The following is a 22,231-nucleotide window of genomic DNA, read 5'->3' on the forward strand; positions in this document are numbered from 1 at the left end:
ACTACGGCAGTAAAGCCGCATAAGAGAAACCGAATAATACATTATTCTTCTGTAAATCGCTTTCTAAGCTCGGTTTTCAAGATTTTCCCATAATTGCTTTTGGGGAGTTCATCGACGAAGAAATACTCCTTCGGCCGCTTGAACCGGGCGATATTGTTGAGGCACAGCTCTTCAAGCTCTTCCGCTGTCACGCTCTCCCCTTCCCGCAGCACCACGAAGGCGACCACTTCCTCGCCCCAGTCGGCTTCCGGACGACCGACGACAGACACCTCATCCAGGCGACTGTCCATGAGCAGTACTTCCTCAATCTCACGGGGATATATATTTGTTCCGCCGCTGATGATCATATCTTTGGAACGGTCCTTCAGGGTGAGAAATCCGTCTTCATCCAGAAACCCGACATCCCCGGTATGGAGCCAGCCGTTCCGGATCGCGCTGCTGGTGGCTTCCGGATTATTCCAATAGCCCGCCATGACGACATCGCTCCTGAGGACAATTTCACCGATTTCTCCGGTTGGCACCTCATTGTCGTTCTCATCGAAAATACGAACCTCAACCCCCGTGCGCGGCAGGCCGACGCTTGAAAGCCGCTTCTCATATTTCGGATTATCATAATCGGCATGCAAATCCTTGCTGAGGCTGGTGCCGGTGTTCGGCGACTCGCCCTGTCCGAAAATCTGCATGATGCAAGGTCCGAATGTGGCAATGGCGCGCTTCGTATCCTCCAGATACATGGGGGCCCCGCCATAGTAGATCGTCTTGATATTCTCGGACCTGGCTTCGCTTGCCTTCGGATGGTTCGTCATCCGCGTCAGCATCGTCGGCGCGGCCATAAAGGTTGCGTTCTTATAGATTTCAAGAAGGCCGAATATCTCCTCCACATCAAATCCGCCGCTTTCCGGCACGATATGGTGCGATGCCTTGATAAGATGCGGAATGGCGTAAAGGCCATCCGCATGAGACATCGGGGCCGTGTGGAAATAGCTATCCTCCGGCGAGGGTTGATCGACATCCGCGTAATATCGCAATGTCATGGCCAGCAGGGTCCGATGCGTGAGCGTCGCCCCTTTCGGCCGTCCCGTCGTTCCGCTGGTATAGAAAATCCAGGCCGGGTCTGTCTCCGATACATCCACCATCTCTATCGGAGAATGGGTCGTCAGGGCCTCATATTCATCGTCACTGACGCAGAATACCCGCTCAAACCCGTCGATTGTTTCCAGGAATTCACTAATACCCGCGGTCAGGTTCTCGGTGACAAAGCAGACTTTGGCNCCNGCATTCTCNATAATAAAGGCAAACTCNTTGGGATGCAGTTTGGCATTCATGGGAACAGCGCAAAGCCCGGCGTGCCAGCAGGCAACGAGAATCTCCATATATTGCGGCGTGTTGGTCATGGCGAGNCCAACCCGGTCNCCNTTNNTCAGTCCAAGCTCACCACGAAGGGCNCCTGCAAGTGAACGCGCGCGGTCTGCAAACTCCTGATAGGTATGAAGCTGCCGCGTTCCCAGNGAGATGGCCGGTTTATCGCCNTAAACTGCCGCAACACGCGGCAGGAAATCCGCAATATTCATTCCTNACGTCCCTCGTTCTTATCATTATGCCAGGGCCATATGATCAGACGCCCNNCTTCCTATCGAAAGTCTAGATCGCCCGCTCGCCTTCCTTCCAGAAGCTTGCGCGAATATCCTTTTTGCGNACTTTCCCGACCGGCGTCCGCGGCAGAGTTTTCCAGAATTCCACCGATTTCGGCGCCTTNACGCTACCNAGGGCTTTCTTGCAGAGGCTGATGACTTCTTCTTCNTCNAGCGTNCAGCCGGGTTTGAGTTCNACCACCGCCTTGACGGCTTCGCCCCATTTTTCATCNGGNGCNCCNATNACTGCGCAGTCCTGAACNGAGGGATGACCCCAGATCACCTGCTCNATCTCACTCGGATAGACGTTGAAGCCNCCGGTGATGATCATGTCCTTCTTGCGATCGACGATATAGACATANCCNTCATCATCGACATAGCCGATATCTCCNGTATGGTGCCAGCCGAAGGNGGAAACTTCCTCCGTCGCCTCCGGGTTCTTATAATAGCCNNTCATCACNAGNTTGCCNCTGACNACAATTTCCCCCCGCTCATTNGNTGGCAGGAGATTGCCCTCGTCATCCATGATCCTGACACGCATCTGAAGTGTCTGGCGCCCACAGCTCGCNAGNCGCTTTTCNTTTGTATTGCTACCNATCACCAGATGCTCTTCCGGNGAAAGATAGGTNCAGAACATNGGCGCNTCGGCCTGNCCGAAGGACTGCGTCATNACNGGNCCGAAAACNTTCAGGCACTCCTTCAGCTTGTCGACGGACATNGGGGCCGCCGCATAGATGAAATGCTCCAGNCTGNNGTANTCGTATTTTTCGACACCNGGATGGGACAGCANCATATAGATTGCAGTGGGCGGNAGAAACAGATGCGTCACCCCTTCACGCTCGATCGCNTCCGCGACCATCTGCGCATCGAATTGNGGCAGNATAACCTGCGTTCCACCGTTCGCCATCGACAGAATGGCNAGCACACCCGCCGCATGCGACATCGGGGCGACGACNAGATGAACNGGNGGCTTNNTNGCNGGCATNGTGGTGTAGAACGCCGTCACCATGGCATCCCANACACGGTTGGTCCAAAGNACGCCTTTNGGNAGNCCGGTCGTNCCGCCNGATGAAAAGATCGANGCNAGNGTCTCCTGATCACCGGCAATATCNGGNTCNGTGCTNGNCTCNNCCTTGATTATCTCTTCCAGATAGAGNCCGCGNCCGCCCGCCTTGTCGATACAGACAAANTGCCGGATTTTNGGNCAGAGAGTGGCAAATTCGGCAACCTTTGNTTCATAGGAGCTGTGATAGAACAGGATTTCCACATCACANTTATCCAGAATATATGAGTTCTCCTTNGTTTCATTCTTGGCNTTNAGNGGNACCCAGACAANACCGGCNCGCAACATCCCAAGGCAGCATTCAAANGCCGGAACCGCGTTGGAGCTGAACACCGCNCCCTTTGCCTGAGGTTTCACCCCCAGNNTGATGAGNGCATTGGCAATCCTGAAGTTCCGCTCCTGCACCTCTGCGTAGCTGCGTGCGATATCNCNGTCCTTCAGGCAAANCCTNTCCGGATCNAGNGCNACACCNCGNTCNAAATANTCAATNACACGCACGAATNNCTCTCCCNTGNGNTCGATCAGTTTTTCTGCAANATGGTGATNCAGGCNGCNGCCTCTTCATAGCCCATAAAACCNCCNCCATTTTCNGCAATCGCCGTCCGGGCGCCTTCCACCTGNCGCGGCCCNGCCTCGCCNCGNAGCTGCGTAACNAACTCATAAACCTGCGCCANTCCCGTGGCGCCGATGGGATGCCCGCGCGATTCCAGACCTCCGGAAGGATTGACNGGNATNCGGCCGCCAANNGTTGTNNGNCCTTCTTCGGAAAGACGTCCNCCTTCNCCGAATTNNCANAAGCCCANCGCCTCCACCTGCAGCACTTCGGCAAAAGCCGTCGCNTCATGGACNTCCGCAACATCCATGTCTTCCGGTGCCAGGCCAGCCTTTTCATAGGCCGCATTNGCTGCCAGATGTGTAATCTGNTTNTCNAANTCATCGGGCTTGCGGTTCGTNCCGGAACGCAGAACAGAGGCCGCGACACGNACGGCACGGCCCANNCCAAGCTGGCGCGCCTTTTCTTCCGANACNACAATGGCNGCNGCNGCNCCATCACTGATCGGCGCGCACATGGCCANGGTCAGCGGCCAGGCGATNGGGCGNTCGTTGAGAACNTCCTCCACCGTCATTTTATTGCGNTATTGCGCCTTNGGATTNTGATAGGAATGCGTATGGTTCTTTGCNGAGGCCGCNGCNATCTGNGCCTGCGTAATGCCGAAAGTCTTCATGTGATTCTTGGCAAGCGAGGCGTAGACNTCCATAAAGACACTGCGCTGTCCGCCATTGTCCTCTGCCTCCGGCGGCAGTTCCATCCCCTTGGACATATCNAGCANCCGGGCGATGGATTCTTCCGCCGTATGAACATCCCATCCGCCGTCAAANACCGCAAANGAACGCGCGCGATCCGTCGAGTTCATCTTGTCCGTCCCGATGGCCAGCGCNANATCNCCCTGNCCGGACTGAACAAAGGCGCAGGCTGANTTGAGGGCTGTACTGGCGCTGGCGCAGGCATTCTCAATATTGGTAATCGGGATACCCTCAAATCCGGCAGAGCGCAGGGCGATCTGCCCCGGCACNAGATACTGNGCCTCAACTGCNGCCTGGGAGGCATTGGCAAAATAAGCNGCCTGAATGCTCTTCCGCTCCAGACCGGCGTCTTTCANCGCCTCTTCAACAACTTCGGCGGTCATGTCCTTGACNGAACGGTTCAGAAACTTGCCAAACGGCGTCATTCCAATTCCAATAATGTANACATCTGACATTGTTCAACTCCCGAAATTAGATGCTTATGAGTCCTTCNATTTTNTCNCGNTCGGCCAGCAGTTCATCNGTTTTACCNGACCANCGAATATGGCCGTTATCAATCAAATACTGCCGTTNAGCCAGTTTAAGGGGGACCTTCAAATTCTGCTCCACNAGCAGNATGGCCACCCCNTCGGCATTAATGAGNGCCATGGCCTTGATCAAATCNTCGACAACNAGCGGCGCCAGTCCNTCGGTCGGCTCATCCAGCANCAGCAATTTTGGNTTTGTCAGAAGGCCACGCCCGACGGCCAGCATTTGCTGTTCTCCGCCNGATAANGTATCGCCGCGGGAATTCTTTCGCTCCTTCAGACGCGGAAACAAATCATATACCCGNTTCAGATCCCACGCGCCTTCCCGNCCCATGACGGTNGCGATCCGCAAATTTTCATCTACNTTGAGNGTCGCNAAGATACGCCGGTCTTCAGGGACATAGGCAATTCCGGAGCGNCCCAGNACCTCTGTCGTTATTCGGGTCACATCCTTCCCGGCNAAAANNCGCTTACCGGACTTGATCGGATTGAGACCGATGATNGCCTTCANCAAGGTGCTTTTNCCNGCNCCATTCCGNCCGATCAGGGANACGATTTCCCCCTCTCCCACTTCGATGGAGACATTGTGCAATGCCTGGGCCTTGCCATAGAAAACATCACACTNCTGCATTTCCAGAAGGCTCATTCATCCTCTCCCAGATAGGCAGTACGNACNCGCGGATCNCGCCGTATNGTTTCAGGGTTGCCCGCGGCCAAAATCTCACCNGCGAGCATNACAATTATCTCNTCNGANATTTCCATAACCACGTCCATATTATGCTCNATCANCAATACNGTGCGGCCTTGTGAAATNCGACGGATCAGCCCGACNGCCTTNTCGACNACATCATGGCCAACCCCGGCGAGGGGNTCATCNAGCAGCAGCACCTTGGGCTCACTCAATAACGCAAGNCCNATTTCAAGNGCGCGNTGATCACCATGGGAAAGGCTGCCNGCGTTGACATGCCCNAAGCTCTCCAGCCCGATTTCCGCAAGGACACGTTCNGCATNTTCCGCNATTTCCCNGAATTNNCCGACCGGNTTCCAGAATGGCTGCAACCGGAAACGNTGCGCCTGTGCGGCNAGACGNAGATTNTCAAACACTGTCATCTCGGCGAAAATCTGCGTGATCTGGAAACTCCGNCCAAGTCCNGCCCATGTGCGGGCATGCGGGGACTTTCCGGTTATCTCCTGATCGTTGAGAAACACNCNCCCATTGCTNAGNCGCGCCCGGCCCGAAAGGGCATTCATAAGCGTTGTCTTNCCNGCACCNTTGGGNCCGATCAGGCCATAAAGNAATCCGGGCGTNAATTCGTAGCTCACATTGCTGACNGCTTTGAAGGCGCCATAGGATACTTCAATATTTTCACAGCGCAGGANAAGTTTGTTTTCTGTTGTCGCAATCATGACTTGCCTCCGGGCAAGATGCGATTCCAAATCTGTATGATCAGGCCCGCNATNCCTTTCGGCATGCCGATCGTACAANCNATNAANATAAGGCCCAGAATTCCGTACCAATGTGATGTCTGNNTNGAAAGCCATTCNCGCATNATTTCAAAGATGGCAACCCCNAGNATGGGGCCGAACAGNGTGCCCATACCNCCCAGCAGGACCATGATCACAATATCNCCCGACGTGGTCCAATGCAGCATCTGGGGGCCTACATANAAAATCAAAGAGGCCAGCAATCCGCCACTCACCCCGGCATAAACCCCGGAAATGGTGAAAACGGAACGCTGNAACCGCTGGACATTNAAGCCGATTTGCTCNGCCCGGACCGAATTTGATTTGATTGCCGACAGTGCCTGGCCCAATGGCGATATCCGGATAAGGCCGGAAATCAGCAACGCCAGAATGAACAACGCCAGCAGGAAAAAATAATAATTGCCGTCATCATAAAAATCGATACCGAACAATTCAGGACGCGGAACTCCGGCAATGCCGTCGACGCCGCCGGTCAGCATCCGCAGTTTTGTACCCGCCATGATATAAATCAACTGAGACAGGGCGAGCGTGAGAAGCGCGAAAAACAGCCCCGAAACCCGGATTGCAAAGTAGCTGAACAGCAGGGCGAGAGCCCCGCCAACAACACCCGCCGCGCCAAGCGCGGGCAGAAAGTCCCAGCCCATCCGCATTGTCAGAAGCGAAAGCGTGTAAGCGCCCACGCCAAAAAACGCCGCATGGCCGAAGGACAACATGCCGGCAACGCCAAAGACAAGGTCAAACCCAATGGCGAATATTGACCAGATCAGGATGGCATTGACCAGGCCAATCCCCTGCCCGTCTGGCAGCAAAAGGGGCGCGAAGATGATAACGGCAACCAGCAGTGCCAATAAACGATGCGCATTCATGCCGTGCGCCCCTTGCGGCTGAACAATCCTTCCGGTCGGAGGATCAGAGTACCGATCAACAGGATAAAGGTGAGAAAATCGACCCAGCTCGGAGCGTAGCTGTAACCAAGAGCCCGGGTCATTCCAATCAAGAGCGCTGCCATTACTGCCCCCCGAATATTACCCAGCCCACCGATAATCACAACGATGAAGCTGTCGATGATGATATTAAAGCCCATGCCCAGTTCGATCGGGAATAATGGGCCGGCAACAGCCCCGCCGAGCGCTGCAAGACCGGCGCCGAAGGCAAATACACCGGTCCGGACCAGCGACACATTTATGCCAAGCGTGCGAACCATTTCGGGATCGCCACTGGCCGCACGGATAATCATCCCATAGCGAGTGCGATCCAGCATGAAGAAGAGAGCGGCGGAAACAGCCGCGCCAAAGCCGATAATGAAAAGGCGATATGTCGGCACGGCACTGCCGAACATTTCAATCGTGCTGGACAGCATGGCCGGTGGATACATTTGCTTATATTCCAGCCCCCAGATAATCCGGACCGCCTCGTCCAGAACCAGAATAAAGCCGAAAGTCAGCAGTAGCTGGTAAACATGATCACGATCATACACCGGGCGAAGCGCGATACGCTCCATAATGGCGCCAACAGCCACGGCTATGATCGGCGCGGCTAACAGTCCCGCCCAGAAGTTTCCAGTAACATTGACGACCTGAAATGCCAGATAGGCACCAAGCATGTAAAATGAGCCATGCGCAAAATTGATTACGCGGAGCATGCCGAAGATAAGGGTCAGACCCGCCGCCAGCAGGAACAGGAGCATACCCATAGACAGGCCTATCACGATGGTAGACATAACCGGATCACCTAATCTGCGATTAAAATGGGGGCGGTCAGCCCTGGTGTGTGACCGCCCGGATTTTTATGATCAGACTATTCTGCACAAGCCGGGAAAAGGGCTTCCGGCTCGAAGACATTCGTGATCTTCATTTTCAGTGCAGGGTAAGGTGCTTCGCCTTTTTCAACGACACCCCAGAGACCGACCTGCAGTGCCTGATGGTCACAGGCCCGCATTTCCTTACGGCCTTCCACGGAATTTTCACGAACACTTCCGGCAAAGGCATCGACCCACTTCTCACGGTCCCATGACCCCGTATCATCGATCACATCGAGGAACCAGCTCATCCCGTCAAAGGCTTCACCGGCAAAGCTGTCAGGCCATTCATTGAATTTTGCGCGGTAGGCCTCAACAAACGCCTTGTTTGCGGGATTATCCACGGAATAGTGATACCGGACACCGGAGGCGGCCCCCACAGCATCAGGGCCTACGGCTGCGGCAAGGACCTCATCCTGCAGAACCGGACCGAACAGGGTCTTATTCTTGCCCAAACCGGCCTGCCCGGCCTGTTTCAGGAACGTGACACCATCACTGCCGGTCACGATCAGAACCACGCCATCCGCATCCGTTTTGGCGATCTTATCAATGATAACGGAATAGTCGCGATTGCCGAGCGGGGGATAATCCACATCAACAATCTCGATACCGGCTTCCTTGGCGGCTGCCATATAGGCATCCATTCCATCGCGCGTTACGGCATAATCCGCCCCAACGCCATAGATTTTCTTCAATCCGGCAGCCTTGGTGAATTCCATGGCCATGCGGATCTCCATTCCCAGCGTATTGGATGTCCGGAAAGTATAGCGATAGCCATTTGCCCGCGTGATCTTGTCATCGGCCGAGATGGTCACCAGAAGCGGGATTTTCCGCTGCTCCGTAATGCCTTGCAGCGCCGCCGTCGACGCGGAGCTGGCCGCCCCAAAAATCATCTGCGCCCCGGAAGAAATCAGCCTTGTTGCCTTTTGAACAGTTGGCTGTGGCTTTGTTTCACTGTCTTCCCAAGTTACCTCAATCGGCTTACCAAGGACTTGGCCGCCACGCAATTCAATCGCGAGCTCGGCGCCCTGCCTCATACCTTTGCCGATAATGCCGTATGGCCCAGAAAATGGCAGCACGGCGCCAATCTTGAAGGCATCCGGCTCATCCGCCCGAACACTGGCACCGCCCGCGACAGACAACGCAACAACACAGGCCGCAGATAAAATTGTGGATTTGATAATATTCATAGTCCCTCCCCTGTAACCGTGGTGGTTAATTATAAGCCGATCAATGTCGGCCGTTTTCTTCATATTTTTGTTGTGCGCTGTATTTTCACAGCGCAACCTCCCGAAGCCATGCGAATATATAACAGGTTGACTGTTTATGTCAATATGTTTGTTATAAATGCGGTCCGCCTTGCTATGAATTGGCTTGAACGTTCATTGGAAAAATACCGGAAACCTAATATAACAAACAAATTGACTTAATCAGCTATCCTGTTTTATCGTAAATGCCTTGGAAGATTTCGAATATCATCAAAGTGTAGAATAACAATATCCACAAAAAACAGGGCAGTAGGTTCCGAAGAATACAAAAGGTCGCTGTCAGATTGCGTTCCATTTGAACTCTTGGCCCCTCCCCGCGCACTCGATCTTCGACTCTCAAGGCTTGTCTCAATTGTGGCCGCACTGCTGCTTATTATGGATGTTTCAAGCGGCCTGACAAAGCAATCCAAAGTTGATATAAGAAGCATAGGGAGGTGATCATGAAAGAGTATGGCGTGGCTCTGGTGACAGGCGCGGGTTCCGGCATTGGCCAGGAAACGGCAATCAAGCTGGCGGAAAAAGGGGCCCGTGTTGTCGTAACCGATATCTCGGAAGTCGGTATTAACGAAACCGTGGAGAGAATTAAATCCCTGGGCGGCAAGGCACTTGGTAAAAAGCTCGATGTAACAAATGCGGATGATATCAACGCTGCCTTCACCGCAACGGAGCAGTGGGACAAATGTGTTGATGTCCTTGTAAACAATGCGGGCATTGTCAATATCCAAGGGTTTCTGGACTATACGCCGCAAAACTGGCATCAGGTGATCGGCGTCAATCTCACGGGCAGCTTCCTCTGCGCCCAGCGCGCGGCCCGCAACATGAAAAAGCAGTCATATGGAAGAATTATCAACATGTCTTCCGTCAGCGGCCTTCGCGCGGGCGTTGGGCGGACGGCTTATGGTACGACGAAAGCCGCCATTATCGGTCTGACACGCCAGATTGCCCTGGAAATGGGGCCGTATGGTGTAACCGCTAACGCCATAGCCCCCGGTCCGATCAAAACACCGCTGGTAGAAGCAACCTATTCGGAAGAAACCATCGCTCGCCTTCTGCCAATGATCCCCGTTGGGCGGTTCGGGGATTGTTCAGATATTGCAGAAGCTGTTTGCTATCTCGCAGACCCCAAGACCGGTTATGTCAACGGTGAGATTTTGACTGTTGATGGCGGTTATTATTCATCAGGAATGACACAAACCGGCACTCTTGATCTGGAAGAAAGTAAGGGATAGGAAAATAGTCATACACCCCTCAAAACCGATACCCGAGCTGCCCCATATTACGCCGTATGGCGACAAGCGGCGGCATTCAGGATATCGTTCATATGACTTCCCTAAATCTGGTTTCGCTTATAATATAGGTAGTTACGATCAAAATATGGTCATGCCGCGAGGGTAAAATCAAAATGTACATAGCAATGCCATGCCAAGACAAGGAGTGAACACCAAAATGACACTGGACGCGGAAAGGCTCTGCCCGGAAGAACATGCACATTGGCTCTTTGCTGTCATGTATCTAGGCTACAACAGCATGCTCGAAGCGGGTGATCGCTACCTACAGTCTATCGGCCTGCGCCGTCCGCATTTCAGGGCAATCTATGTTATCCAGCGTAAACCCGGCGCAACCGTAAGAGAGGTTCTCGCCTTTCTTGACGTAACGCAGCAATCCATCAGCCCGGTCATCAAAACCCTGATCGCGGAGGGGTATATCACCCAGAAAGAGAATCTCAAGGATCGCCGCAGTCGCCATCTGTATCTGACCGACAAAGGCCTGGCGGCATGGAAGGGCGTCATTGAAACCCAGAGACATTATCTCAAGCAAGCCTATCAGAAGGCGGGATTTGAAAATGCGAAAGGATATGCGCATACGGCCTATGCCATGATGAATGAGAAAAGCCAGCGTCAGCTCGATGTGATCTGGAAAGATCAGACATTTTTCCTGGATGAGCTAAAGCCCTAAAAGAGAGGACATCCGGGGACGCCAGCACGGCGCGAGGATAAATTCAAAGCGTAAGGATACCGCCGCCGTCTATGTATTCAGCACCGACGGCAAACCTTCAATATGACGAAGTAAAATGAAAAACTGGTAACATCATCACAAGGTCATGCTCTCGAATGATATCCTTAAATATCGGAACAGATTTTAATTTTTCATCTTAGAAAGCCGGAAAATGTACAGTTTTCCAACCGGATTTTATTCTGACAATTTCAATCGATTTAAAAAACGGGCGCGTCCATATATGGCGATCTCCCCCATTCAGTTAAGTGACAAAATCGCGGCAAATCCGTCAGATTTTCCCGGGCGCGGTGAGAATAGTTCCAGCTGTCCGCCGGCCTGTGCTATAATTGTCGCCGTGATTGACAGGCCAAGACCGACACTTTCGGGATGATTGCCGTGACGTTCAAACCGCTGCATTAACCGGGAAAGCATATCAGGCGGCACGACAGAACCAGCATTTTCCACAATAATTCTGTTAGGGCCATTGATTTTAACGACAACCGGTTCGTTTCGGCTGCCGTGCATCAAACCATTTTCCAACAGATTGCGTAGACAAATACCAAAAGCATCCGGATCAATCGCCGCATAAAGCGCAACATTGTCCTTTTCAACCCGCACGGTATTTTCAAAACGATTGCTGCGTTTTATATCCTCGACGACCATATCGACGATAGGATAAAGATGATGGGATTGAACACTTCTGCCAATTCCCGACTCGGCGCGCGACCATTGTAATAGCTTTTCCGACAGCCTCCGCAATCGATTGAGCGAGGCTTCAACTTTTTTTGCCCGGTCACGATACGGGCTTGCCTCCCCGATTTCGAGCAAAAGCTGCTGAAGCTGTGCCAGGGCGCTTGCAATCGGCGTACGCAGCTCATGCGCACTGTTAGCCGCAAAATTACGCTCGGCATTAAGCGCCGCCCGCAGGCGCACAAGCAGCATGTTGATTGCATTGACCATATCGGTCAATTCGTGCGGAGTTTCATCAAGCTGGATAGCATCAAAATTACCGCGACCACGCAGGCCGATCTCATCGCGTAGCCGCCGCACTGGCATCAGACCACTACGAACGTTGAGCCAGATAGCGATGACAATTGCCGGGATCAGCACAATCAGCGGCAATAAAACCGCCAACGAGCTCTCAAAAGTCGCTTCGTGACGATGGCCAATCGGTTCGGCAACTTGCAGGAACAAAGTACCGCTGACACTTGGTTCCGTATAATATCGAAAATTTCTATCTTCCCAAAACCCAGAATCAAGTGGGGCAGCAAAGGGCAAATCCGTGGTATCGTGAGAGCGCAGCAACACTTTCCCTGATTTGTCGCGTAGCTGATAAATCAGATACTCATCTGAACCATTACCATCCTTGTCGTCTTTACCATTCTCTCTTCCCTGCGATCCGCCGCCGTTGCCGAAAGCGGGGACATATACGGTTTTATCCGTATCAGCTCGGTTCATAACAAACTGCACCGCCAGTGGCAAAGCCCGGCGGGCGGTTTCCTGAAGCCCGGTATCGAAAGCCTCGCCCAGTTCATCATTGATGACAAGGGCGGCAAGCATCGTTGCAACGAGCCAAAGCACAAAAACGCATACCGTCACACGCGAGACAATTCGCCCAGTTAAACTGCTACGCGAAAATATACGCATATCTTATCCTTCCAGCCGATAACCAACACCGCGCAGGGTGCTAATCAAATTGCTGCCAATTTTCTTGCGTAAGCGGCTGATATAAACTTCGACAGTGTTGCTCTCGATTTCCGCACCGAATTCATAAAGCGCCTCTTCAAGCTGAGGTTTGGACAGAGTAGCGCCGGGGCGCCGGGCGAACTGATCAAGCAGCGCCCATTCCCGCGCCGTTAAATCCACCCTGAGACCAGCAACAAAAATCACACGCCGGGCTAAGTCAATGTCAACATTTCCAATACTTAACAGCGGATTTGGATTGCCCGCATAACGCCGGGCCACAGCCGAGAGCCGCGCATGCAGTTCACCCAAATCGAACGGCTTGACCAGATAGTCATCCGCCCCGGCGTTCAATCCTTGAATCCGGTCAGTAATTTGATCCTGGGCGGTAAGGATGATGCATGGCGTGACATCACCACGCCGACGCAACCCGCGCAACAAATCGACCCCGTGACCGTCAGGCAAATTAAGATCAAGCAATACTACATCATAGGGTGTGGAGGCCATCGCCGCATCGGCATCGGTAATATTTTCAACCCAGTCGGTTGCATGCCCCTGTGCAAGCAGATAATCGCGAAGCGCGTTGCCCAGAGCTTTTTCATCCTCGATCAGAAGCAGTCTCATGCGCGGCTTTTAACTCCTATGGCCGTTTCAGGCTGGCATCCGTGCAGGCCGGACAGTCTATCCTGCATTTCTGACAGCAGGCTAAAGCAATTTGATCACGCATTCAGCCTGTTGTCAGCAAGCGCACGTATGGTTGGCCGACATTGAGTTTTCCATATTCATACAGGAATTACATCATGAAAAAAATTACCGGTATTGCCATTACTGCCTGGCTGCTTGCCCTGTCCCATGCTCTGCCCGTTTCGGCAAGCGGCGATATGTGCACAGTTTCCATGGATCAGTGGCAACCGCGCGAAACCCTTCAGGCAGAGCTGGAAGCCAAGGGTTGGAGAATAAAGAAAATTGAGAGCGATGACGGCTGCTACGAAGTTTACGCCATCACGGAAAATGGCAAACGGGTTGAAGCTTATTTCAATCCGAAGACCTTTGATCTGGTCAAATCCAAAGAGGATTGATCATGATTGCCACCGTGAAAGTCTGGGATCCCTTTGTCCGCATATTTCACTGGGGCCTCGTGGCAAGTTTCGCGATAGCCTGGCTCACGGCTGATGAATGGGACAACCTTCACGAAGCGGTAGGCTATATCGCCATAGGACTGATTGGTTTTCGCCTGTTCTGGGGGATAGTGGGGCCGCATTATGCCCGCTTTTCCAGTTTTCTGCCTCGCCCCGGGGTTGTTGCCGGATATCTTGGCGATATTCTGCGCGGACAGGAAAAACGCTATATCGGACATAATCCTGCCGGGGCGGTCATGATCATTGCCCTAATCCTTGCCATGATCGGCACGGCAGCGACCGGCTGGATGTATACCACTGAACAGTTTTGGGGAGAAAGCTGGGTCGAAGAAGCCCATGAATTTCTTGCTAACAGTTTTCTGGTGCCGGTGATTTTCCATGTCGCTGGAGTAATCCTTGCCAGCATGCGGCACAACGAAAACCTTGTTCGATCAATGATAACCGGTCGCAAACGGCTGCCAAGCAGCGACGACATCCGGTAAAGGCGGTTCCTATGCTGCCTTTCTTTTGACTCTCCCGGCTATTGCCCTGCGGCCCTGTAATCAAACGCAGCACATCCTTTTATACAAGACAGACAGAATCTTTCCATGAAACATTCCATCCTCCGATTTTTGCAGTTTTTTTCAGGTCGCGTCTTTGATTACCGGATCGTCCTCTGCCTCATTGCGATTTATTTCGTTGCGTTGTTGAACTGGAAATTCCTGGATCATTTTTACACTATCCTCGGCAGGCTTGAAGATTATGATCTGCTTTTTGCGGCAAGCCTGCCTTTTGCTCTTTTCTTCGCAATGATGGTTGTCTTTACGCTGATTTCCTTTCGTCCGTTTTTCAAACCAATATTCATTTTCCTGATTTTAACCGCCTCAATCGTCAGCTATGCCATGATCCGGTATGGTATTGTGTTTGATCGCGGCATGATCACCAACTTCGCCCAGACTGACTCAAACGAAGCACTCTCATATATCAATCTGACGTCGGTTTCCCGGTTTATCGTCAGTGGACTGGTACCCGCCGGCCTTTTGCTGATTTTACCGATACGCTATCCATCCAGCTTTATGCGGAGTATTGGACAGAAAATGGTGATCGCTGGATTGGCCCTGCTATGTCTCGGCGGTATTACATCGCTCTATTTCAAGGATTACGCATCGGTCGGACGGAACAACAAAATTCTTGGCAAGGAAATCGTACCGGTGAATTACATCACCGCGAGCATCCAGTATGCCAAGCATCGCTATCAGGCGAACAACATCCCATTCAGCACCATCGGTAATGACGCCACACGTCGCCCCACTATCGATAAACCAACCCTGATGGTGCTGGTAGTTGGCGAAACAGCACGCGCCGCAAGCGTTGCCGCCAATGGTTATGGTCGTCCAACATCGCCTTTCACAAACAAGATTCCCGATCTTGTCGCCTTTCAAGATGTCAGTTCCTGCGGCACGGCAACTGCGGTTTCGATTCCCTGCATGTTTTCACCAATGACACGGGACAGCTATAACGAAGCGGTTGCGAACAATAGCGAGAACATGCTTGATGTTCTGTCGAAGGCAGGGGTCGATGTTTTCTGGGCTGAAAATGACGGTGGTTGCAAAGGCGTGTGTAATCGCATTCCCAACAAAACAATATCGGCAAATGAATTCCCCGATCTCTGTCCGGGAGAGCTATGTTTCGATGAAAGCCTTGTTCTGGCGACCATGCATGAAATCGATACCCGAAACATGCAAAGCCGGTTGATCGTCGTGCATCTGAACGGTAGCCACGGCCCGACCTATTTTGAACGCTATCCTGAAAAGTTCCGCTTTTTCACTCCCGATTGCCCACGCAGCGATATAGAAAACTGCACCCAAAAGGAACTGATCAATACCTATGACAACACCATTCGCTATACCGATTATGTAATTTCACGCCTTATCGACATCCTCAAGCAACGGACCGGCCATTACAATACAGGTCTTCTGTATGTCTCTGATCATGGCGAGTCCCTTGGCGAAAGCGGGCTTTATCTGCACGGCGCGCCGTATTTCCTGGCACCATCGGAACAGACACAGGTACCGATGATGTTCTGGGTGTCTTCCGGACTGGCCGCGGCACAAAAGGTCGATCAGGCCTGCCTCGCCAAACAGGCGCAAAACGGATCCTTTTCGCATGATAACCTGTTTTCGACGATTTTGGGCCTAATGCAGGTTGACACATTGATCTATAATCCGTCGCACGATATTCTTGACGCCTGCCGCAATATAAAAAACATACATGCCAGCCGATAAGCCTCCTGTCGTTCTCTCCGGGCGGCATATTATCAATATCATCGTAAATCCAAAGGCGGGCAGGTATTGTTCTAAACGGATGCACCGTATTCTGGCCGGGGTCGAAGCCACGACACATGTGATTGAAACCACACATGCCGGACATGCGAGCGAGCTTGCCAAAACTCTGCCTCCTGACTACCCTGTTTTTGTCGCCGGAGGCGACGGAACTATCAATGAAGTAGTCAACGGCCTGATCACTGCAAAACAACAAGGCCGGACTGTCCCGCCCATGGGGGTAATTCCTATGGGCACCGCCAATGTCCTGGCCTACGAAATGCGGATTGTCAATCGCACTCAATCCATCATTGATTACATCAATACCGCGCAAGTTATCGATGTTTATCCGGGAATAATGAACAATCGTGCCTTTATGCTAATGGTCGGGGCTGGCCCGGACGCGACAACGGTCGCCAGTGTATCCGCACGCCTGAAATCGCTTCTCGGAAAATGGGCTTATGTATGGCGAGGATTGCACACTATTTTACACGCGCCGAAGGAAGAGTTCACAGTCTGTGTCGACGGGTATACATACAAATCATCCGCCGTTATTGTATCGCGATCACGTCACTATGGCGGCCCGTATCTCCTCTCGCCGCTGGCGGGGCTGTCAGCCCCGAAACTGGTCGTTCTCTTGCTGAAGTCAAACAGATCATGGGACCTGTTACGATATGCGATATGCCTGATCTTGAGTCGGCTTCACATGCAGCCTGACATTCATGTTCTGCAAGCATCCAATGTCACGATCACATGCGAAAAACAAGTCAGCCCCCTACCCCTGCAGATTGATGGTGATCATTGCGGCAGTCTGCCATGCAAAGTCGGCCTGTCATCATATCCGATACGCTTGCTCGTTCCAGAGTTCTCCAATTTTTGAATATTTTGGTCTGGTGAAACGGTTGATTCACAAAATAATTTGGAATGATATGTGATGGGAAATAAGTGCTGTAAGCTGGGGATACCAGTGATTATTCCTCCAGCCGCCTCCTCTTGCTCGAAATATGCGGGCACTTGCCAGGTCATTCTTCTTCCTGCGCAAACATTTCCCAAACATTATCACGAGATAAGTCTAATTACCCTGCGTAGACAGATAGCATCTCCGAATTCACAACGCCGTATGGATTAACCCTGAATCGCTTGCAGAAGCAAAGGAATGGCGGTGCTGTCAGACGAATGCGACGGCGTCTCTGTATGGCGTAAAATGGCACAAAGGCGCCCCCTATTATGCCTTAGCAAGTTGCTGCCACTCGGCCAGTGCGGTGATTCTTTTAAGCTTGAACATTTCGCGGTTGGTTAAGTGACGCTCACGGTTGAAGTGGTTATGGACGGAGGCGTGAATAGAGACAAATTTCTGCAGACTTCGCAGGCATCTGAATTTTAGCATTGCCTGCTCTCGTCGTCGGAACGCGAGGTGGGTGTTTTCGCAGCGATTGTTCTTCCAACGGCTTGTTTCTTGCGATGCCTCATTTCCTATAGCCTTCATAGCGGCACGGTAAGAACGCCATCTATCCCTTACTATTTTGTGTGGTTTCCCATATCGCTTCATAAGCTTCTTGAGAAAAATCATTGTTGCTTTGCGATCCCGGCGTTTGGAAGTATTAGCTTCCAGCACTTCGCCCTCATGATCAACAGCACGCAGTCTCGTGGCAAATGTCGATGCCCTGCCCATGGAGAAGACCTTCAACATTGCGAAGAGAAAGCGGAAACCTGACATATATCATCACCGCCAGCCGGATGATTTCGGGAGATGTTTTGAAATAGCGGAAGGGGTTCTTTTCGTAATACGCGGAGGCTAGCCGGTGAGCTATTGGCCATCAAACAATTTTCTTCTGACAGAGCCGAATGGCTGCTTACTAAATGGACAAGCGGAAGCGAAGTCGGTTAAAATAGTTCCAATAAAGAACAATCAAAAAATGAGTTAGCCATGACCTTCACTTTAAATGAAGCCGACGTCATCGACAGAATTTTCACCCATTTGGATGCAAAAACCACCGATATGGGAGATCGCGTCTGGCGCGAGCCTGTGGATAATTATCTCGCATTGGAACGATTCAACGCGGAAATCGAGTTGCTGCGCCGGGTGCCTGTGCCCTTCTGTCCATCCGCCGCACTGCCCGAGAAAGGATCCTATATCGCTCGCACAGCGGCGCAGACGCCGATCGTTGTCGTCCGTGGGGAGGACGGCATCGTGCGCGCCTTTCGCAACAGCTGCCGCCATCGCGGTATGAAAGTCGCGACAGGGAGTGGCTGCGCCCGCTCCTTCATCTGCCCCTATCACGCCTGGACTTATGGCCTCAATGGCAATCTCAAACACATCCCGGGGCGTGAGGGATTTCCGGACATCGACATGGCCGAGCATGGGCTTGTGCCCGTCACAGCCGAAGAACGCGGCGGCATTGTTTTCGTCACTCAGGAAACGCCGGTCTCAAACGGCACACTTGACGCTATGCCGGAAATACTCAGCCCCCGACAGGACATGTTCGCGACCGATGAATATACGGATGAAGCGAACTGGAAGCTGATCGCCGAAACCTCCATGGAGGGCTACCATATAAAGAGCCTTCATAAGCGGAGCTTCTATCCTTACGGGCTCGACAACACGAATATCGTCGAACTTTTCGGCCCCAATTCACGCATCATATTCCCGTTCCGCCGCATCAACAAGCTGCGCGACATTCCACGCGAAAAACGCCGCATGAGCGGAATGACGACAGACGTCTTCCAATTCTTCCCCAATACGCATCTCTCTGTTCTCTCCAACCACACGCAGCTTGTGATATTGGAGCCAATCTCACCATCCGAGACTCTGTCAATCATCTACCGGTTACGTAATCTCGATGCAAACGGCGAACCCGTTGATCTGGAAGTTGCAAAGCGCGATGCGGGCTTCGTCAAGGAATCAGGCATCGAAGAGGATCGCGAGGCCGCCCGGGCAATCCAGGCCGGTCTCAGCTCCAAAGCAAACAGTCATTTCACCTTCGGCCATTATGAAAAAGGAATAGTTCATTTCCATGAACACCTTACGGCACATCTTGATATGATGAAGGCGCCCGCCGCCTAGTTGATTTGAGCTAAAGCAAGGGGCCGCGAGATGCTTTCAGGCGCCTGCGGCCTCGTCTGCGTATGGCGCAAAATACCGATACGCTAACACTCGGCCAATGTGGCATTTCTCTGAAGCTTGAATGTTCTTCGCCGCATTAGGTGGCGTTTATGGTTGAAGTGATTATGGAAACCACACCTACATCACTACAGCCAGACGGATGATATCGGCCGACGCTTTGAAATAGCAAAAGGGGTTATGATTTTTCATTCCAGGATTTTATGGAATTGGCGAATTACGGTCAAAGATCGGTTTTCCTCTGACAGTGCCTGTCATAGCAATAGCGTCAAATATCACTCCCACTAAGAAAAAGAAATCAATCAAATAATGTAACAAGCTCTAATACTGTGTTTTCTAGTGGCCGGAATGTAAAGGAGATAGTCCTTTCAGTTTTCGAAAGGCAGCTTTCAGCTTTTCTGCGGTACCGAAATAACCGTTTCATCTCTAAATACCGGTGCAGCAACGTTTCGCCTCTAAAGATGCAGACGTTCGCGCTTACTGAAAAGTGATTGACCCAGTCGATATTCGGCAACCCGTGAAATCGGAAATTCCGTTTCCGGGCGCACCCCCATGTCAGAACGGGCAATAAGGAAAGGAAATTATCTATGCCCGACTATGTTAGAATTCAGAAAGGACCCGAACTGACGATTATTGAATTCTTAGGCCCGCTCACCGAAAAGACTTTCTTCGCCGCGTTCCGAGAAGGGGTTACGAAAAATCTTCTCTTCATCTTTTCGGATGTTCATAATTTTTACGACCTGACACCCAGGACGCTGGAGGAACTTGCGAAATTCAGCGCGACATTCGACCATTTGCGGCCGAACGGCCGCTCGGCAAGCGTTGTTACGGGACCGATGCAGCAATCGATTGTTAATCTTTATGCCGCCATCAGCCATGCCGTCGTGGAGCGAAAAATCGAGTTCCGCTCCTTCACGAACGAGGAAGATGCGCTCAACTGGCTTAATTCAAAAGACGGAAAATGAGTTTTACCCGGACGCCGCAAGGTGTCAGTACCCGCTCGAAGGGCGACGCAAACGCTCTTTTGCAAAATCGAGAAAGGCCCGCGTTTTGAGGGGCAGCAATCCCTGCTCCGGATAGACGATTTGGATGGGAAGGGGCTCGGGCTCGAAATCATCGAGAATGGTGACGAGGTCTCCCCTCTCAAGCGCACCTGCCGTCTGGCTGCTGAGAACGCGGGTAATGCCAAGACCCGCCTTTGCAACATCGACGGCCGCCTCTGCATTATTAACGGAGAGCCGCGTCCGGATCATTGCCCTTACGTCCCCGCCGGCCGTCCGGAAATTCCAGTGCGAGACCGACGCCGTCCCCTCGAACGTGATACAAGTATGTTTTTCAAGATCTTCCGGCTTTTCGGGCCGGGGTTCATGCGCCGCAAGATAAGCCTCGCTCGCACAAACCACGAGGCGGCAGAAACCGATCCGCGTCGCAATAAGGCCGCCATCGGACAAAAAGCCGACGCGCAGCGCGACATCGATACGATCTTCGATGAAACTGGCAATTCGATCCGAAAGGACAAGCCGGACATTGACGTCGGGATAGCTTTTCAGAAAGTCCGTGATTACCGGCGTCAGACGCAAACGGCCGAAGACGATAGGTGCGGAGACTGTCAAATCCCCAACAGGCGCAGCATATTCGCCGGCAGCATCCTGTTCCGCCGCATAGACGGAAGCCAGAATTTCGCGGCAGGCTACGATATAAGACCGCCCTGCATCGGTCAGTTCAAGCCGGCGACTGGTTCGGATAACAAGTTTTGTCTTGAGATAGCTTTCAAGGTTCGACACCCTGCGACTGACTGTTGCCACCGGCAACCCGAGCTTCCGGCCCGCCGCGGAAAAGCTTCCGGCATCGACGGCAGCTACCAGTGTGGACATGGCTTCGAGACGGTTCATGCTCTTCTCATAACTTTAGCTTTGTGATTTCGTATATTAGCAACTTTAGTCTAGACAAGAAAGAAGAAGAGCGAGCTTACTCCTCTGGACCAGTAACGGACTAGCGAACTTTACTTGTATTTAAATTCTGGCATAAAATTTTTTGATTTCCTGTGTGGGTGCTGTCAGACGAATGCGACGGCGTCTCTGTATGGCGTAAAATGGCACGAAATCCCTTCTACTATACCGTACTAAGTTCCCGCGACTCGGCCAGTGCAGCATTCCGTTGAAGCCTAAATGTTTCTCAGTTGTTTAGGTGACGCTCACGGTTGAAGTGATTGTGGATTGAAGAGTGGATTGAGACGAATTTCTGCAAGCTTTGCAAGCGCCTGAATTTCAGCATCGCCTGCTCTCTTCGTCAGAATGGGAGATGGGAATTTTCGCAGCGATTGCTCAACCAGCGGCCAACCTCTTGAACCTCGGCATTTCCGATAGTCTTCATAGCGGCACGATATGAACGCAATCTGTCCGTGACAACGACACGAGATTTCCCATATCGTTTCATAATTTTCTTAAGAAATACCAGGGCAGCCTTACGATCTCGGCGTTTGAAAACAAAGGCTTCCAGCACCTCGCCTTGATGATCAACAGCGCACAGTTTCATGGCAGATATCGATGCTCCGTTCATGAAAATGATCTTCAACATTGCTACGCGAGAGCAGAAGTCGGATACATCATCACCGCAAGGCGGATAATCTCAGGCGAGGTTTTAAAATAACGAAATGCGTTATGTTTTGCCATACTCAGAGTCTGTTCGATGAGTAAATGAGCATCAAGACATTTTCTTCTGCCAGAACCGTAAACTTTGCAGGCTTCTCCGCCGGTGTCAGCGTTAAACCAGTGACATGCCGCCGTCCGCGTGCAAATTCATCCCATTGATGAAACTGGTGCTGTCAGACTAATGCGAACTCGTCTCCGTATGACGCAGAATGGCGCGAAAGCGCCCCTATCATGCAGCACTAAGCTGCTGCCACTCGGCAAGTGC

17 protein-coding genes and 4 pseudogenes are annotated in these 22,231 nt (G+C 52.1%); 8 read left to right on the plus strand and 13 right to left on the minus strand.

The features are described 5' to 3' along the window. Positions 1-41: 41 nt before the first annotated feature. The 8 genes and pseudogenes from CMN55_RS16300 to CMN55_RS16320 form a co-directional block, all read right to left on the minus strand. Positions 42-1,571, minus strand: a complete 1,530-nt coding sequence (locus CMN55_RS16300) for an AMP-binding protein (RefSeq protein ID WP_293951245.1) — start codon at positions 1,569-1,571, stop codon at positions 42-44. A 70-nt stretch (positions 1,572-1,641) separates the two neighbouring features. Then, positions 1,642-3,192: an AMP-binding protein gene (locus tag CMN55_RS16305; protein WP_293951247.1), complete on the minus strand. Its 1,551-nt coding sequence runs from the start codon at positions 3,190-3,192 to the stop codon at positions 1,642-1,644. A gap of 23 nt (positions 3,193-3,215) precedes the next feature. Beyond that, positions 3,216-4,454 (minus strand): annotated as a pseudogene (locus CMN55_RS17365) (thiolase family protein). Between the two features lie 16 nt (positions 4,455-4,470). Beyond that, complete coding sequence (locus tag CMN55_RS17370; protein ID WP_366932096.1) at positions 4,471-5,172, minus strand: ABC transporter ATP-binding protein; 702 nt, start codon at positions 5,170-5,172, stop codon at positions 4,471-4,473. Then, on the minus strand, positions 5,169-5,933 hold the full coding sequence (locus tag CMN55_RS17375) for an ABC transporter ATP-binding protein (RefSeq protein WP_366932097.1): 765 nt from the start codon (positions 5,931-5,933) through the stop codon (positions 5,169-5,171). Before CMN55_RS17375 ends, CMN55_RS17370 begins: the two co-directional genes overlap by 4 nt. Beyond that, positions 5,930-6,877 (minus strand): annotated as a pseudogene (locus CMN55_RS16310) (branched-chain amino acid ABC transporter permease). Before CMN55_RS16310 ends, CMN55_RS17375 begins: the two are co-directional and overlap by 4 nt. Then, on the minus strand, positions 6,874-7,731 hold the full coding sequence (locus CMN55_RS16315) for a branched-chain amino acid ABC transporter permease (protein WP_293951249.1): 858 nt from the start codon (positions 7,729-7,731) through the stop codon (positions 6,874-6,876). The pseudogene CMN55_RS16310 and the gene CMN55_RS16315 overlap by 4 nt, the downstream one beginning before the upstream one ends. Positions 7,732-7,808: 77 nt before the next feature. Then, entirely contained in the window at positions 7,809-8,999 is a 1,191-nt protein-coding gene (locus tag CMN55_RS16320) for an ABC transporter substrate-binding protein (protein WP_293951251.1), read from the minus strand. 518 nt (positions 9,000-9,517) lie between these two features. Here CMN55_RS16320 and CMN55_RS16325 point away from each other — a divergent pair. Both CMN55_RS16325 and CMN55_RS16330 read left to right on the plus strand, forming a co-directional pair. Continuing rightward, positions 9,518-10,306: an SDR family NAD(P)-dependent oxidoreductase gene (locus CMN55_RS16325; protein WP_293951253.1), complete on the plus strand. Its 789-nt coding sequence runs from the start codon at positions 9,518-9,520 to the stop codon at positions 10,304-10,306. Between the two features lie 217 nt (positions 10,307-10,523). Next, entirely contained in the window at positions 10,524-11,033 is a 510-nt protein-coding gene (locus CMN55_RS16330) for a MarR family winged helix-turn-helix transcriptional regulator (protein WP_293951255.1), read from the plus strand. A gap of 297 nt (positions 11,034-11,330) precedes the next feature. Here CMN55_RS16330 and CMN55_RS16335 read toward each other — a convergent pair whose 3' ends face one another. Beyond that, positions 11,331-12,719, minus strand: coding sequence for a sensor histidine kinase (locus CMN55_RS16335; protein WP_293951257.1), 1,389 nt, complete (start codon positions 12,717-12,719; stop codon positions 11,331-11,333). A 3-nt stretch (positions 12,720-12,722) separates the two neighbouring features. Then, positions 12,723-13,379 carry a response regulator gene (locus tag CMN55_RS16340; RefSeq protein WP_293951259.1) on the minus strand — a complete coding sequence of 219 codons (657 nt, stop codon included), beginning with the start codon at positions 13,377-13,379 and terminating at the stop codon, positions 12,723-12,725. A 176-nt stretch (positions 13,380-13,555) separates the two neighbouring features. Between CMN55_RS16340 and CMN55_RS16345 the strand changes: the two genes are divergently transcribed. From CMN55_RS16345 to CMN55_RS16360, 4 genes are all read left to right on the plus strand, one after another. Continuing rightward, complete coding sequence (locus tag CMN55_RS16345; RefSeq protein ID WP_293951260.1) at positions 13,556-13,834, plus strand: PepSY domain-containing protein; 279 nt, start codon at positions 13,556-13,558, stop codon at positions 13,832-13,834. A gap of 2 nt (positions 13,835-13,836) precedes the next feature. After that, positions 13,837-14,376, plus strand: coding sequence for a cytochrome b/b6 domain-containing protein (locus CMN55_RS16350; RefSeq protein ID WP_293951262.1), 540 nt, complete (start codon positions 13,837-13,839; stop codon positions 14,374-14,376). Positions 14,377-14,481: 105 nt separating this feature from the next. Beyond that, positions 14,482-16,158 carry a phosphoethanolamine transferase gene (locus tag CMN55_RS16355; protein ID WP_293951264.1) on the plus strand — a complete coding sequence of 559 codons (1,677 nt, stop codon included), beginning with the start codon at positions 14,482-14,484 and terminating at the stop codon, positions 16,156-16,158. Beyond that, a complete protein-coding gene (locus CMN55_RS16360; protein ID WP_293951266.1) occupies positions 16,145-17,074 on the plus strand; it encodes a diacylglycerol/lipid kinase family protein in 930 nt (309 codons plus the stop codon). Before CMN55_RS16355 ends, CMN55_RS16360 begins: the two co-directional genes overlap by 14 nt. Before the next feature lie 345 nt (positions 17,075-17,419). Here the strand turns inward: CMN55_RS16360 and CMN55_RS16365 are convergent. Beyond that, positions 17,420-17,918: pseudogene (locus tag CMN55_RS16365) on the minus strand (DDE-type integrase/transposase/recombinase). Positions 17,919-18,121: 203 nt separating this feature from the next. Here CMN55_RS16365 and CMN55_RS16370 point away from each other — a divergent pair. Continuing rightward, on the plus strand, positions 18,122-19,258 hold the full coding sequence (locus CMN55_RS16370) for an aromatic ring-hydroxylating oxygenase subunit alpha (protein ID WP_293951270.1): 1,137 nt from the start codon (positions 18,122-18,124) through the stop codon (positions 19,256-19,258). Between the two features lie 644 nt (positions 19,259-19,902). Continuing rightward, on the plus strand, positions 19,903-20,280 hold the full coding sequence (locus tag CMN55_RS16375; protein WP_293951272.1) for a hypothetical protein: 378 nt from the start codon (positions 19,903-19,905) through the stop codon (positions 20,278-20,280). A 24-nt stretch (positions 20,281-20,304) separates the two neighbouring features. On the opposite strand, the gene CMN55_RS16380 is transcribed toward CMN55_RS16375, so the two are convergent. Next, positions 20,305-21,207 carry a LysR family transcriptional regulator gene (locus tag CMN55_RS16380; RefSeq protein ID WP_293951273.1) on the minus strand — a complete coding sequence of 301 codons (903 nt, stop codon included), beginning with the start codon at positions 21,205-21,207 and terminating at the stop codon, positions 20,305-20,307. A 283-nt stretch (positions 21,208-21,490) separates the two neighbouring features. Then, a pseudogene (locus tag CMN55_RS17380) lies at positions 21,491-21,987 on the minus strand (IS6 family transposase). Positions 21,988-22,231: the final 244 nt, after the last annotated feature.

This window comes from Sneathiella sp., from assembly GCF_002694385.1.
Classification (GTDB): domain Bacteria; phylum Pseudomonadota; class Alphaproteobacteria; order Sneathiellales; family Sneathiellaceae; genus Sneathiella.

What these genes read in the sequence shown, in the direction of transcription:
- CMN55_RS16340 (WP_293951259.1), bottom strand. Translation starts at nt 13,379, where the DNA reads ATGAGACTGCTTCTGATCGAGGATGAAAAAGCTCTGGGCAACGCGCTT.
- CMN55_RS16315 (WP_293951249.1), bottom strand. Translation starts at nt 7,731, where the DNA reads ATGTCTACCATCGTGATAGGCCTGTCTATGGGTATGCTCCTGTTCCTG.
- CMN55_RS16375 (WP_293951272.1), top strand. Translation starts at nt 19,903, where the DNA reads ATGCCCGACTATGTTAGAATTCAGAAAGGACCCGAACTGACGATTATT.
- CMN55_RS16370 (WP_293951270.1), top strand. Translation starts at nt 18,122, where the DNA reads ATGACCTTCACTTTAAATGAAGCCGACGTCATCGACAGAATTTTCACC.
- CMN55_RS16350 (WP_293951262.1), top strand. Translation starts at nt 13,837, where the DNA reads ATGATTGCCACCGTGAAAGTCTGGGATCCCTTTGTCCGCATATTTCAC.
- CMN55_RS16345 (WP_293951260.1), top strand. Translation starts at nt 13,556, where the DNA reads ATGAAAAAAATTACCGGTATTGCCATTACTGCCTGGCTGCTTGCCCTG.
- CMN55_RS16355 (WP_293951264.1), top strand. Translation starts at nt 14,482, where the DNA reads ATGAAACATTCCATCCTCCGATTTTTGCAGTTTTTTTCAGGTCGCGTC.
- CMN55_RS16360 (WP_293951266.1), top strand. Translation starts at nt 16,145, where the DNA reads ATGCCAGCCGATAAGCCTCCTGTCGTTCTCTCCGGGCGGCATATTATC.
- CMN55_RS16320 (WP_293951251.1), bottom strand. Translation starts at nt 8,999, where the DNA reads ATGAATATTATCAAATCCACAATTTTATCTGCGGCCTGTGTTGTTGCG.
- CMN55_RS16325 (WP_293951253.1), top strand. Translation starts at nt 9,518, where the DNA reads ATGAAAGAGTATGGCGTGGCTCTGGTGACAGGCGCGGGTTCCGGCATT.
- CMN55_RS16380 (WP_293951273.1), bottom strand. Translation starts at nt 21,207, where the DNA reads ATGAACCGTCTCGAAGCCATGTCCACACTGGTAGCTGCCGTCGATGCC.
- CMN55_RS16335 (WP_293951257.1), bottom strand. Translation starts at nt 12,719, where the DNA reads ATGCGTATATTTTCGCGTAGCAGTTTAACTGGGCGAATTGTCTCGCGT.
- CMN55_RS16330 (WP_293951255.1), top strand. Translation starts at nt 10,524, where the DNA reads ATGACACTGGACGCGGAAAGGCTCTGCCCGGAAGAACATGCACATTGG.